Annotated in this window: 12 protein-coding genes; 3 read left to right on the plus strand and 9 right to left on the minus strand. The window is 35.2% G+C overall.

Annotation, left to right across the window (positions count from 1 at the left end; translation table 11 throughout):
- Positions 1-68: 68 nt before the first annotated feature.
- Positions 69-1,652 carry an ATP-binding cassette domain-containing protein gene (locus KNQ97_RS09155; protein ID WP_253612128.1) on the plus strand — a complete coding sequence of 528 codons (1,584 nt, stop codon included), beginning with the start codon at positions 69-71 and terminating at the stop codon, positions 1,650-1,652.
- A gap of 73 nt (positions 1,653-1,725) precedes the next feature.
- Here the strand turns inward: KNQ97_RS09155 and KNQ97_RS09160 are convergent, their stop codons facing one another.
- From KNQ97_RS09160 to KNQ97_RS09175, 4 genes are all read right to left on the minus strand, one after another.
- Positions 1,726-2,151 carry a hypothetical protein gene (locus KNQ97_RS09160; protein ID WP_000720295.1) on the minus strand — a complete coding sequence of 142 codons (426 nt, stop codon included), beginning with the start codon at positions 2,149-2,151 and terminating at the stop codon, positions 1,726-1,728.
- Between the two features lie 422 nt (positions 2,152-2,573).
- On the minus strand, positions 2,574-2,705 hold the full coding sequence (locus tag KNQ97_RS09165) for a hypothetical protein (RefSeq protein ID WP_000161254.1): 132 nt from the start codon (positions 2,703-2,705) through the stop codon (positions 2,574-2,576).
- A 179-nt stretch (positions 2,706-2,884) separates the two neighbouring features.
- A complete protein-coding gene (locus KNQ97_RS09170) occupies positions 2,885-3,997 on the minus strand; it encodes an OmpW family protein (RefSeq protein WP_004736587.1) in 1,113 nt (370 codons plus the stop codon).
- 305 nt (positions 3,998-4,302) lie between these two features.
- Positions 4,303-6,459, minus strand: coding sequence for a TonB-dependent siderophore receptor (locus KNQ97_RS09175; RefSeq protein WP_103236428.1), 2,157 nt, complete (start codon positions 6,457-6,459; stop codon positions 4,303-4,305).
- Between the two features lie 193 nt (positions 6,460-6,652).
- Here KNQ97_RS09175 and KNQ97_RS09180 point away from each other — a divergent pair, with 193 nt between their 5' ends.
- Positions 6,653-7,159: a GNAT family N-acetyltransferase gene (locus KNQ97_RS09180; RefSeq protein ID WP_001019949.1), complete on the plus strand. Its 507-nt coding sequence runs from the start codon at positions 6,653-6,655 to the stop codon at positions 7,157-7,159.
- A 32-nt stretch (positions 7,160-7,191) separates the two neighbouring features.
- On the opposite strand, the gene KNQ97_RS09185 is transcribed toward KNQ97_RS09180, so the two are convergent.
- The 5 genes from KNQ97_RS09185 to KNQ97_RS09205 all read right to left on the minus strand — a co-directional run bounded on the left by KNQ97_RS09185 (position 7,192) and on the right by KNQ97_RS09205 (position 10,888).
- On the minus strand, positions 7,192-7,575 hold the full coding sequence (locus tag KNQ97_RS09185; protein ID WP_000825559.1) for a hypothetical protein: 384 nt from the start codon (positions 7,573-7,575) through the stop codon (positions 7,192-7,194).
- A 174-nt stretch (positions 7,576-7,749) separates the two neighbouring features.
- Positions 7,750-8,031 (minus strand): hypothetical protein, encoded by a 282-nt coding sequence (locus KNQ97_RS09190; RefSeq protein ID WP_000650375.1) that lies wholly within the window; start codon positions 8,029-8,031, stop codon positions 7,750-7,752.
- Between the two features lie 188 nt (positions 8,032-8,219).
- A complete protein-coding gene (locus KNQ97_RS09195; RefSeq protein ID WP_001123841.1) occupies positions 8,220-8,690 on the minus strand; it encodes a hypothetical protein in 471 nt (156 codons plus the stop codon).
- 412 nt (positions 8,691-9,102) lie between these two features.
- A complete protein-coding gene (locus tag KNQ97_RS09200; protein ID WP_032060489.1) occupies positions 9,103-9,354 on the minus strand; it encodes a hypothetical protein in 252 nt (83 codons plus the stop codon).
- 298 nt (positions 9,355-9,652) lie between these two features.
- Positions 9,653-10,888 carry a mechanosensitive ion channel family protein gene (locus KNQ97_RS09205; RefSeq protein ID WP_032018407.1) on the minus strand — a complete coding sequence of 412 codons (1,236 nt, stop codon included), beginning with the start codon at positions 10,886-10,888 and terminating at the stop codon, positions 9,653-9,655.
- 451 nt (positions 10,889-11,339) lie between these two features.
- Between KNQ97_RS09205 and KNQ97_RS09210 the strand changes: the two genes are divergently transcribed.
- Positions 11,340-13,577: a TonB-dependent receptor gene (locus tag KNQ97_RS09210; protein WP_103236427.1), complete on the plus strand. Its 2,238-nt coding sequence runs from the start codon at positions 11,340-11,342 to the stop codon at positions 13,575-13,577.
- Positions 13,578-13,600 lie beyond the last annotated feature (23 nt).

Raw genomic sequence — 13,600 nt, forward strand, 5'->3', positions numbered from 1 at the left:
AGTGACTTAGCGTCTTTATTTAAAGCTTTACATTCCTATTTTGTACATCCTGTATTTATGAGGTTCTTATGACTCAGCAGGCATGTGTAATATCACAACTCACTTTGGAGTTTCCTTCAAAAGTGATGTTTAAAGACTTGAATTTCTCACTTGAGCATCATCAAGTATCAGCCTTAATTGGCCGCAATGGTCAAGGTAAGTCTTTACTTATGCAATTGCTTCACAAGATTTCACCCATTACAGAAATGCATATCAGTGGCCAAATAAACTGGCAAACCAAGCATGCATATTTATCTCAGCTCACTCGTCTCCAATCAGACACAATTGCAGAAGCTTTAGAGGTCAACCATCTTTACAACGCTTTTCAAAGAGTGGAACAAGGCGAAGCTGAATACGATGATTATGATTTGTTAGAAGGACATTGGGATCTTCCTAATATTTGGGAAGCTTTACTACGATCTGCTCAGCTACCAACCGATTTAGACTTTCCTGTTAAGCAGTTGAGCGAAGGCCAAAAAACCAAGTTAGCCTTATCCGCATTATTTTTAAAAACTGATCATTACCTATTACTTGATGAGCCAAGCAACCATCTTGATCAAGAAGCTAGACAGTGGTTAATTGCTCAGTTAAAGAAACATCCAGTAGGCGCTCTTATTATTAGTCATGATCTGACTTTGTTAAATGAAGTCGACCATATTTATCACTTAAATGAGCATGGCCTACAGCACACTACAGGAAATTATGAAAAATTTTATGCGCAATATCAGTCCCAAATCGAGGCTTTAGAACAGTCAGTACATCAGCATCAACGTGAAGTTAAGCACATGAAGCAAAAGCAGCATGAAGTTTTAATGAAAGCCCAAAAACGTGAGCGTGCTGGCAACAAACTTCGTGACTCAAACTCACAAGCTAAAATTTTGCTCGATTTTAAAAAAGAACAGGCTGGACAAAGTCTAGGAGCAATTCACTCTCAACATCAGCGTCAAATCGATCAAAGCCAGCAAGACTTGAAGAGTAAAAAAGTACTTCTAGAAACTGTTAAGCCCCAACAATTTATATTTCCCTCTTTTCAAAAAAGATCAGGAGAAATTCTTAGAATTGATAACTTAAAACTCAACTATGGGACACAACAACCAATTCATCTCGCCTTAAGAGCTTGTCAAAAGATTCATTTGGTTGGCCGAAATGGTATTGGGAAATCAACTTTGCTGAAACAGATTGATCAATCTGCTGTAACTGCTACAGATGAAATTAAACTGTTTGTAAATTGCTTCTATCTCGACCAGAACTTTAGCTTTTTATTAGACCATCTCTCTGCTGTTGAAAACTTAAGAAATATTAACCTAAATATTTCTGAGTTAGAGTGGAGAAATTTATTAGGTCAGCTTCGGATTCGTGGTGATAAAAGCACATATCCCTTAGCTCAACTTAGTGGTGGCGAGAAGTTAAAAGTTGCTTTACTAGGTTTGAGCCATGCTCAGCCTATGCCTGAACTTTTATTACTTGATGAACCAGAAAATCACTTAGATATCGAGTCAAGAGAGTTATTTGCAAATGCTATTTCTAGTTATGATGGTGCTGTGCTATTAGTTTCACATGATTTAAGTTTTGTTGAAAAATGCGGGATTGTTGATTCAATTTATTTAAATTAACACTACGCTATTTTTATGCCTATATAAAAGCTCTAACTATTAGAGCTTTTATATAAATCTTTTAATTATCATTTTATTTTTTATTATCTAATATTTGTAGATCTAGATTAAAAGAAACTGCTCTATTTCTTTGTGCGCTTTTTTTCATTTGATAAACTTGAACAATATAATCACCATCAACAGGTAGCGTTACTTCACCTGAAAAACCTACAGTCGAACCCACGAATAATGGCTTATCTTTACCAGGCTTTTGACCTGGAGCGAAAATATTAATATAAGCTAAATTACTATAACTATTAATATTAAATTTTAAAATCTGTCCACTTTTTGCAAAAACTCGATATCTTACATCATCATAACCTTGAAACTTTCCGGTTAACGTAGTTTGAGAAGAACCTTTTAAAAAGCTTACTTTAGTCTCAACATTTTTAGCAACTACAGATAATGGTATAGATAAAATCAAACTAGATAGTAATAAAATTTTAATGATTTTTTTCATTTTTAGCCCTCAAAATTATTTTTAAATTATTATAAGAAAGATAATTTTTATTAAATTTAACTTTATGTATAGATTTGATGAGTAGCGTTTGGATTTGTAAGTTATTTCTTCGCTATTCAAAAGTGAGTGTCATTAAACTTAACTTATCAGCCCTTTAAATTTTACAGTCGAAATTTATGGTAATGGCCATAATGAGTTATTTTATCAAAGTGGCTTTAAGTACATGCCATATAAAACCATATGCAATTCAATGCAAGTTATGGAAACCAACTGACACATATAAAAGAAGATTCATATTTTTTTCTCTAGGGCTGTCTTATTAACACAGAATTAGTTTGATCGCTAACAATAGCTAGGAATAGCAAGACACAGCATAGTTATTTTAAAGCCCATCTAACGATAGGCTTTAAAATTTATAAAAATTAGGAGTCTTTATCCATTGAGTGTGGAGTCGTGGTTTTATCTTGCTGTTTAGTATCATTCTCACCTTGGCAAGCCGCCACAGAAAGCGAAACGATTGCTGCTAAACCTAGGGTAGCGATAATTTTAGTCATATCTCACCTCATACAGTTTTAATTGATTAGCTTATAAATACTGGCTATCAATATTACGATCAGCATAGATTTATAGACTTTTTTGTAGTGTTCACAAAGAAATGTAAAATAAAAAAGTATCCCAAAGATTTTAGTTTATTGAATTCATCTTCAGGATACTGCTTCAAATGATTAAAAAATTAAAATCTGTAGCCCACCCCTAAATATGTAATGATCGGATCAATATCAACTTTAGTTGACCCATGAATTAAGCGAGCACCCGTATTTTGGTTAATGACATCAATTTGTGTTCGATTATTTAGTTTTGCATAAGATACTGAGGCAACTGTATACCAAGAATCATTAAAATCATAAGTAAAACCAGCAGTAAATATAGGCGCAATCGCATCATCTGCATCTACTTTAACCACCATATTTCCACTCGACTCTTTACGATCCAAGGCAGCCCCAGCCTTACCATCTAACACATTTTGAATCATATGGCCTGCAGAGATCAGGTCAGAACGAATTTCGTCATTTAGCTTAATATCATTAAAATGAGCATACATTAAACCCACACCTAAATAAGGTCTAAACTTGTTCACCCCACTCTTCCCAAATTGATATTGTGCTTCAATTGCAGGTGTCCAGGCACGAACACTAGCTGCTTTAGGTTTATTGCCTAAATTGGTAATCGGGACCGCTTGACCTAAGGTAATGCCGTTCGGAAAAAGAATTTTAACTAACTCATGTGGTGACAACGCGACACCACTTAATGGAGCCAAGATTTCGCCTTGACCTTTAATATCGACTTTAGGGGGAATGCCTCCAATAAATTGTAAAGACACATTGTCATTGAGGTAATAGTTAAACATAAGCCCTAATGTGTCTGTGTCATCTACTTCAAGGCCAGCATCATTTTGATGCCACTGCTCTAACCCTTGAATCGTTGCCTCACCTGCTACCTCAGGTTTTATATTGCCTTCTTCATCAAGTAAGAGCCCTTTTAAAAAGTCATCATTTAAAGCGAGTTCAAGAAACTCTTTTTGATTAAAAGGTTCACCGCCTACATCTACCTCTGTAGCATTAGGATCAACGGAGTTTAAGAAACTGGTCGGCGAAATGCTTCCAACTTTAGCAACTGTTCCATTTTTAACACTTGTATTGATATTAAATGGATTAGCTTTACCTTGAGGCATTACATGTAACCAACCTGCCGAGACAGAAAACCGTTTTACTCCCTCTGCATAACTCATATTTGCAAATATCAATAATGAGCTGGCTATTACTATTTTCGATAATTTTATTTTCATTTTTATTCCATCCTAGAAATGCATATTGCTAACTCTGCAATATGTTCTTGGAATATAGCCAAGTTATATTTTTTATCAATTAGTATAATTTTTAAGCAAATAAATTTAAGTTAAATCCATCACATTTTCATATATAAATTGATGACTTAGTTATCTTAATTAGCAGACGAACGGTAAAATTTTAGTTAAAAATGATTTTATCAAATGGTAAAAAATAGAGGTGAAAACCAGTGCTATTTTGATACTTAGCTCTTTTTTAGAATTATAAAAAAAGCACCCTTAGGTGCTTTAAAAAAATAACTTCATTAAAACTTATATTGTAGTGTTAGCGCCGCATTTCGAGGGGCACCTAAAGTAATTTGGCCATATGCCGGGAAAACACCGTAATATTTTTTATCAAATACGTTGTTAATATTAAGCTGAGCCGAAAAATCTTTTGTAATTTGATAACGAGCCATAAGGTTTACAAGTGCATAATCTCCTTGCTCAACTTTCTCAATAACTTCTTTGGGATTTTCGGCATTAATATAGGTACTGCTTTGCCAATTTACCCCGCCACCCACGGTTATGTTTTCTAATTTGCCCGGTAATTTATAGGTGGTAAATGTCTGAATCATCTTGCGAGGAAGTTGGGTATTAACATCGGCATCATTTGCATCTTTGGCAGAGAACTGGCTATAACCTGCTGTAATATTCCAGTCTGGTGTGATTTGTCCACTTACTTCAACTTCAAAACCTTCACTCGTCGCACCTTTTGCTGCCCGATAATAGGTTTCTTTTACCCCGTTACGAGTAACTTGTCCTGCTTCCTGAGCTAAATTGTCTTGCTTAATATGATAAAGCGCTAAAGTACCATTCAAACGTCCATCAAACCATGCAGATTTTAAGCCTACTTCAGTACTGTTTCCTTCAACCGGGTCTAAATAGTTTCCATCAAAGTCTTTATTGTCTTGAGGCTGAAAAATACTGGTATAACTTGCATATGCAGTATAGACATCATTGAAATCATAGATAATACCTGCATAAGGAACAAATTCGTGGTCATATTTTATGGATGAACTACGACCATATATATTCTTTTCATAATTTGTAAAACGCCCACCTAAAATAAATTTTAGAGGCTCAATCGGATTTAAATAAGTCGCAGCGAATAGTGCATTTTGTTCAATATTATATTTTTCATTGAGTGTAGGTGCATTCCACACTGGCTCAGGCATGCTGCCGTTCCATTCAAAGAAATTGCCAATTTCCATTTTTGTATCAGTTGAACGAGCATACGCTGTAAAGTCCTGATTGGAATATTGATAACCCAAAACAACCTTTTGCTCTAAGCCCCACAAATCAAAACTACCATTGAGCTGCAAAGAAGCGTTATCTTGCTCTACCTCAAGGTCATACGCTGATGCATAAGGAGATAGCCCTAGACCAGTATTTTTGTCTACACTACCCGAAACATATAAAAGCTTTGAATTAGCATCACGCTTACCATGAGAATAAGACAGTTTAGCTGACCAGTTGTCATTAAATTTATGAGTTAAATCTGCAAATAGATTGGTATATTTAACATTCCAACGTGTCCAGTCAGCACTTGTAGTGGTATTTTTAGACCAGTTCGTTTTTGTGCCATCACTAAACCAGACAGGTAAACCTCCCCACATTGGTCCACGCGGATCATCTTCTTGATAAGTTACCCCACCCGATAAAAGGGTATTTTCAGATAAATCTGCTTCAGCACTTAACAGTAAAGTTAGCTTTTCTTTAGACAACAAGTCGGTATAGCTGTCGCCTTGTTCATATTGGGCCACTGCTCGTCCACGTACTGTCCCTGATTGATTAAGGGAGTTGGCAATATCACCCATAACACGGTAATTATCCCAACTCCCTGCACTCACTTCTACGTTAGCAGTTGGCTCTGTACTCGTAGCACGCTTACGAACCATATTAATCGCAGCAGATGGATTTCCAGCACCAAATGTAAGACCTGTTGCCCCTCGAACTACATCAATATGATTATATAAGGCCATACTTGAGAAAATTTCACCTGAAGACCAAGGCAAGCTATATGTGGTGGGAATACCATCAATAATATAATTATCTACTACAAAACCACGTGAATAGATTCCGCCTCGGTTGGTTTCATAACGGTTGACACTTACCCCTGTAACATTTTCAGCGACCTCAACCAAAGTTGACAATTGCTGGTCTTGTAAACGCTGTTGAGTAATGACAGAAACAGATTGTGGAATCTCACGAACGGATAAACCCAGTGGAACCGCTGTATCTGTTTTCCCTGCTATATAACTTTTTTCATTTTCTTCGCCACTTCCAGCTTTTACTTTAATGGTAGGAAGAGTTCCATATTCCGAAGTCTGCTGATCAGTCTCTGCATGCGCTGAAATTGTGCTCATTGCTATAGCAAGTGCTAATGCATTAATTTGAAAGTGTTTCGTAGTCCTTTGCATAATCTTTAAGTAGCTTTAAAAAAATTACATGAATAATACAAAGAATAATTATCATTTGATACCGATTATCAATATTACTTTCATTTATTTTATTTATGGATTATACAAGTTTTTATGATTGAAATTTATTCCTAACTAAGCCTATTGATGCTAAAAATAAAAGAGTAGCTGAGAAAAACGGATCAAACTTAAGATGAATATTTTTATTCGTGATGAGCGAGAAGAAGATATTAAAGAAATTGAAGAATTGACTAAAGCGGCATTTCTAAATGCTGAACATACGAGCCATACTGAACACTTTATTGTTAATAATTTAAGAAAGCACAAACAACTTACAGTCTCTTTAGTTGCGGTTGAAGATAATACTATTGTTGGGCATGTGGCAATTTCACCAGTGCAAATTTCATCAGGTGAAAAGAATTGGTATGGCTTAGGACCTATTTCTGTCGCGCCGAATAAGCAAGGACAAGGTATTGGATCATTGCTTATGAATAGCTCTTTAGAAAAATTAAAAAAATCAGGCGCAAAAGGTTGTGTTTTATTAGGTGATCCAAAGTATTACAGTCGCTTTGGTTTTAAGGCATACCCTGACCTAAAACTACCTGGTGTGCCCCCTGAATACTTCCAAGCCTTAAGTTTTCAAAATTATGTTCCTAAAGGTGATGTAAGCTACCATGAAGCATTTAATGCCCAAGACTAATTTAGAATTTTCTTTATTAAAAATAGATTTTATTAATTATAAGAAATACAAAAGTCTAATTTATCAATTGGTTGCTTAAAACAGGTCCATGAATCTTTTTCCGGTTTTTCAATAATTTTTTTAGTTTTTAAATCACGATAATAAATAGTCGCATCTTTTAAATTCGACAAATTACTTCCTACAGAAACACATGAATCGTTATTTGAACAAATATTTGATTCTTTAATAAAAACTTTTGTATTAGCAAAAGTTAATCTTTCAAAGTTAGATGTCGAGTTATTTGTAGAAGAAAGTAAGCAAGGCTCAGTAATATTTCTACCATTCACTACAAAACAACTTTTACTGACTTCGAATGGCACTTGAGCAAAGGAGCTTGTAGCATAAGCTAATAGAAATAATATAATAAGGCGCTTCATGTTCTTTCTCTCTATATAATCAACATCTAGTCTAAAACTGCCTATAAATATTTAGACTATATTTTCAGTTCGCTATTTATAATACCTGTATTAAGATAAGTTAAATATTTACTATTCGATAAATTTTACAAAATATTAAAGCATTAGCTTATAGGCTACCTAACAATCGCAAAGTTATTCATTAAGCACTTTCCAATCGGTTCCAATTTGTGCCAAAGCTGGTAGCTCATCACTATTAAAAACATTGTAATTAGCATCTACAGCGAATCGATAGAGTGGTATTGAATCTGCCTCTGTTTTCTTAAAAAAACTAAAATCTTCAGTGATATGTATTAAGTCTTCTGCCCTATTATCTATTCCCAATTTGTTTCCACTGGCACCTGACGGTATATGTATATAACTTTCACAAGTTAATTCGACTATATTTCCATCTAGATCTTGATATGAACATTTCATGTTTAAACCCTTCCGTAATTTTTATAGATGTGTAGAAAAACTTAACATGCTATACAGATAAGTTATGGAATTTTTTATGATGTAATTGTTTAAGTATGTATATGGCAAAAGAAAACCGCCCCAGAAGGCGGTTGCTGAAATTTTCCAGCGATTATAAAAGTGCGGTGGACACACACTTTTATATGGCTTTAAACCAGATTTATTTTTTTATTATTTTTCTGATATTCTTCAGAATTAAAATAATTCACAATCATCTTTGCATTTTCTTCCGATACTGCTTTTTTATTTTCAACTACCGTCTGAGCTTCTTTTTTTGCGTTAAAGTCGGCTGGCACAATACTTGAAAGTGGTGGTAATTTTGGCTGCCCGCCAACCGTGATTCTTTCAATAAAGCTCGCTAGCCACATAATATATTCACCTTTATTTTTATATTTAGGCATTAAACTCATGTCGAGTTTAATCGTGCATTCACTTAAAGGTTTACTTAGGCATTCTTCAAAATCGATAAAATTGTATTTGAGTTTACAGGGAGTTCCCTTTATCTCTTTACGAATAATACTGACCAAGTTATTTAGTTGTTCGATCAGGTTATCTGAAAACAATTTATCTTCTTCTAGTTTTTTATAAACCTTCTCGGCAATTATTAGAAATTTTGGCATATTTCCTTCCCTCTTATATTGACCATCGCGATTGATCAGACTTTTAGGGAAGTATGATGAATATATTATTGCAATATGTAAGTGTTGAAATACCAAATGTAATCTATAAGAGTGTTCTGAAACTGACTTCCATAACGAACCACAGCAATGAATAAAAATGCAAAATCCATCACATTTTCAATCCGAAAAATTTTTATAGTTAGTAATAATTTTCTAAAAAAATTAAGCTCATCAATAATATTATTTGACCGGTATTTTTTGGTTTTTTTGAGTAAAAAATAGAATATAGAAATATTTGAATTATTTTTATTTTACTGCCTTGCTGAATAACCAAGTTGCCTAGTCGAGGGGCTAGAACGTTAACCGTGTCTTCAGCAAGGTCTTTTATGATTATGTTTTAGTTTGATACTGCTCACGCACCGCTTAAAGCTGCTTCAAACATTTCAATAATTGCTTTGGCTCCTTCTGCCTTTTGCCTTGCGTCCCGATCGTCAAAGATAACCGTTTCGTCATTTAGTTCACTCACATATCGCCGAGCTTCGTCTAGAGCTCTCCTTATTTTTTGTACTTTATGTTTGTTTACGTCTTTGGCAATGGTTGGCGCATATCCTCCACGTTTAGCGTTTTTAAGTTGTCTAGCTCTGTTCTCAATTGCTGTAGCCATTCAAACACTCCAACTCACCTAACAAATCTTAGTAAAGCAACTTTATTGTTTGTTATTCTTAAACATTTAGTATTTTCTTTGTTCAAAGTGTCAAATTTGTTACTTAAGCCTTACTCCTGCAAGTTTTAGATTGAGTTTGCTTAAAATCTTTTAAGCTACAATGTGCATGTAGCTTTCAAAGTCAACTTATACAGCTATTTAATAATAATTTTCTAAGAATAGTTATAAATTAATGTATAAAATTATTAAAAAGATGCTATCTATTTGAAAATAAAATAGATAGCACGCTAACAGTTGTTTATTCTACTGTTAATTTCTGAAAATCATGGCCTGAAGGTGCCTGATACACTCTTAAGCCAAACTCAGGCAAAATCGCAATCAGATGATCAAAAATATCGGACTGAATTGCTTCATAAGAAACCCATGCAGTGGTATTGGTAAATGCATAGATTTCTAACGGTAAACCTTCACTCGTTGGTTGTAGTTGGCGAACAATAAGCGTTTGATTTTGAGCAATCCCCTTATGCTGGCGCAAATAGAATTCAACATATGCTCTAAATGTTCCAATATTGGTTAAGCGTCTTTTGTTATAACGTGACTGACTACCTAAATGCTTATTAAATTCGTCAATCTCAGATTGCTTGGCATTGAGGTATTGATCTAGCAATAAAAAATCTTTGAGTTTTTGTTGCTCTTCTTCGGTCATGAAGTGCACGCTAGTTTGATCGATATAAAGAGAACGCTTCATACGGCGACAGCCCGCATTACTCATACCACGCCAGTTTTTAAAAGTGTCTGTCACAAGTTTATTGGTTGGAATCGTGGTGTATGTTTTATCAAAGTTTTGAACGGTCACTGTGTGCAATGAAATATCAATGACATCACCATCAGCATTGAGCGATGGCATTTCAATCCAGTCCCCAATACGTACCATGTCATAAGAGGCAATTTGTACACTCGCGACCAATGACAAAATCGTATTTTGGAAAACTAACATTAATACGGCTGCCATTGCACCGAAGCCAGCCAACAACGTAAATACATCCTTTTTCAGGAATGTACCCAAAATCATTAATCCGCAAACAACAAAAATAATGAGTTTAACGAGTTGCAAGTAACCTTTAATCGGCTTGTTTCTAGATTTTGGATTACGCTGATAGATTAAATTAAATATATTTAATAATTCACTAATGGTGAGCGCAATCGTGAGAAAAATAAATGCCTGTGCGCCCATCTGTACTAAAGCAATCGCTTTTTCCGACAAATGCGGAACGGTGGTAATACCATTCATAATAACAATGGCCGGCACAATATTGGCAAATCGCTTAATGACACTATGCTGGGCAAAAACTGACTGGTTGAGTGACTTAATTTTAGTCACTAAATGACGTATTCCCCGAACAATAATTCGTTTAGCAATGAAATTTGCTAATGCAGCAAAAAGGATCAAAAGTGTGAGCGAAACTAGCATTTCTAGCCAAGGATAGTTGCTTAACTCAGCTTGAAGATCACGATAAAAATTAAAAAAATCCAAAACCTACACCTTAAAACTTTATTTTCAATAATTTTAAAGTGTTCATGTGTTATAGATTAAGGCTTGTTTACATATGTCGTCATAAATACAACAAGGAAGTAATATTCAATCGTAAAATTAGATAAAAGCTGATCACTACTATTCGACTAGACAATAAATAGATTAACAAGTATGGAATAGGTGGAAAGATATTGATCTCAAGTCACTGTTTTTCTTTGTACCTATATAAAAAGAGATTTTTATTCCTTAAGAATGCTACAGATGAACAAGTTTTAAGACTTTTAAAATGTATTAAATTAATCAAAACTCTTAACTCTCTTAGAAGATCTTTTGTTATTTATGTTTATTTAAGAGCCACAAATACTTCTATTATATAGATTAATAATATTATTAATTAAAATCATTCTCATTTATAATTCGACGAATTTACAATCACTCTCAGGGCGAGAAAATGGGAAATAAGATAAAAAGTAATAAACTTTTTACTAGGAAGTCTGAAGCAAAAAATATCATTCCACTTCTATCACTTGGTGGAGCCATCTTTCTCTCAAACTCGGCCTTTGCAGCCTCGCCTTCTGAGACAACAGATGCTGAAAAAAAACCTGAAGCACTCCCTACAATTACAATCACCGCTTCACGTGCAGATGAACTTTCTACATCTGCCAAACAAGTGACCAAGCTAGATGAAAAACAAATTGAACTTTTAAGAAATGGTTCATCTGGAAATATTGCAACTGTTTTAGCTAAAGCCGTACCGGGCCTTTCCGACTCAAGCCGAACCATTACCGATTATGGTCAAACTTTACGGGGCCGTAATGCCCTCATCTTGGTCGATGGCGTTCCAATGAACCTGACACGCGACACATCAAGAGGTCTTTCAGCTATCGACCCTGAAAGTATTGCTAACATTGAAGTCATTCGCGGTAGTAACGCAATTTATGGTAGTGGCGCTTCTGGCGGTATTATTTCAATTACCACGAAAGCGGCTGGTGGCGAACCTACCGCCAAAACAGTCGTTGGGCTACAAACACCTTTAACAAATTTCCGTTCTAATGCTTTAAGTGGCGATATTCATCAATATTTTACAGGCAGCTTTAACGCTTTTGACTATGCACTCGACTTTGGTTACCAACGTATTGGTAGTCCGTACGATGCAAGTGGTGACCGTGTTGCTCCAGAACCAAGTCAGGGTGATTTATATGATTCTGATGGCTATAGCATCGGCGGTAAGCTTGGTTACCATATTGATGACAACCAATATGTCCAGTTTGCTGCAAACTACTATAATGCCGAGCAAGATTCAGATTATGCATCTGACCCAAGTGTGAAGAATGCCCCTGCCGGAACAGTGCCAGCGAAAGCAATTAAAGGCTTAAAGCTAAAAGACCAAAATAAAAACGAAAACCAGATATACAATTTAACTTATAACCATAAAGACTTTTTTGGCAATAAGGTTGATGCCCAAATTTATTACCGCGACTTCTTTACTCGTTTTTCACCATTTGATGCACGAAAAAATGCAAATCGTGGTGGACAAGTCGATCAGATCTATCAAGAAAATAATGTACTCGGTAGCCGCTTAACTGTGACTACACCACTTGAGTTTTTAGGTGACACCTCATTGGTTTGGGGTGGTGACTTTAGCCGCGAAAAAAGCGAAATGCCTTTAGATATTTTTGATCAAAAAATTTATGACCAATCTGGTGGCTTAGAGTTTGTAAAAATTGGCAAACTTATTTATTTACCTGAACTCACCACACAAAGTATTGGTGGTTTTTTACAGTTAAAGCATCGCTTTAATGACCAATGGTCGGCAGAAGCTGGTACGCGTTATGAAGACAGCTATGCCCAAATTGATAGCTTTGTTCCATTATCACAATTAGGCAAAACTAACCCTTACACCGTTCAGGGCGGAAAAGTGAAAGCTGATGCATGGTTGTACAATGCTAATGTGACTTTCTCTCCAAACGACCAACATTCAATTTATGCATCGTTTAACCAAGGTTTTCAATTACCTGATGTAGGTTTAATTATTCGTAATGCTGGTGAAGGTTTTAACCTTGGTTCGTCATTCTTAGAACCTGTAAAAGTCGATAATTATGAGTTGGGCTGGAAAGGAAATTTCAATAATTTTTCTTCAAGCTTAGCGGTCTTCCACTCTACTTCTGACCTTGGTGCTGTACAATCATTCAACAATGGTTTAGTCCTCGCTAGAACTAAAGAAAAAGTCACTGGTGTTGAAGCAACTTTTGACTATCTGGACGATGCCAATGTTTGGGGAACTGGTGGTAGTGTTACATGGATGAAAGGCCGTGAAAAACCGCAAAATGGTACTGAACAAGATATGACAGGCTTCCGTATCCCACCGTTAAAACTCACAGCTTACGTTTCTTATAGTCCAACTGAAACTTGGACAAATCGTCTACAAGCTACTTACTTCGGTTCAGAAGACTACCGTTTACACGGTATAAATAGTTTTGGTCGCTATGATGTAAAAACTTATACAACAGCAGATTTAATCAGTAGCTTTGCGCTTAACAAAAAAGACACTGTGACGATTGGTTTAGAAAACATGTTTAACCGCAAATACTATCCTCTCTATAGCCAATTATTAAGATCGGGTAATAACACTAGCCATTTAGTGGCAAATGGTGCAACGCTGAAAGTTTCTTATAGCCATAAGTGGTAATTGAGATTTTAGTTAGTAACTAA

The organism is Acinetobacter sp. UC24323, from assembly GCF_024151445.1.
GTDB lineage: Bacteria > Pseudomonadota > Gammaproteobacteria > Pseudomonadales > Moraxellaceae > Acinetobacter > Acinetobacter baumannii.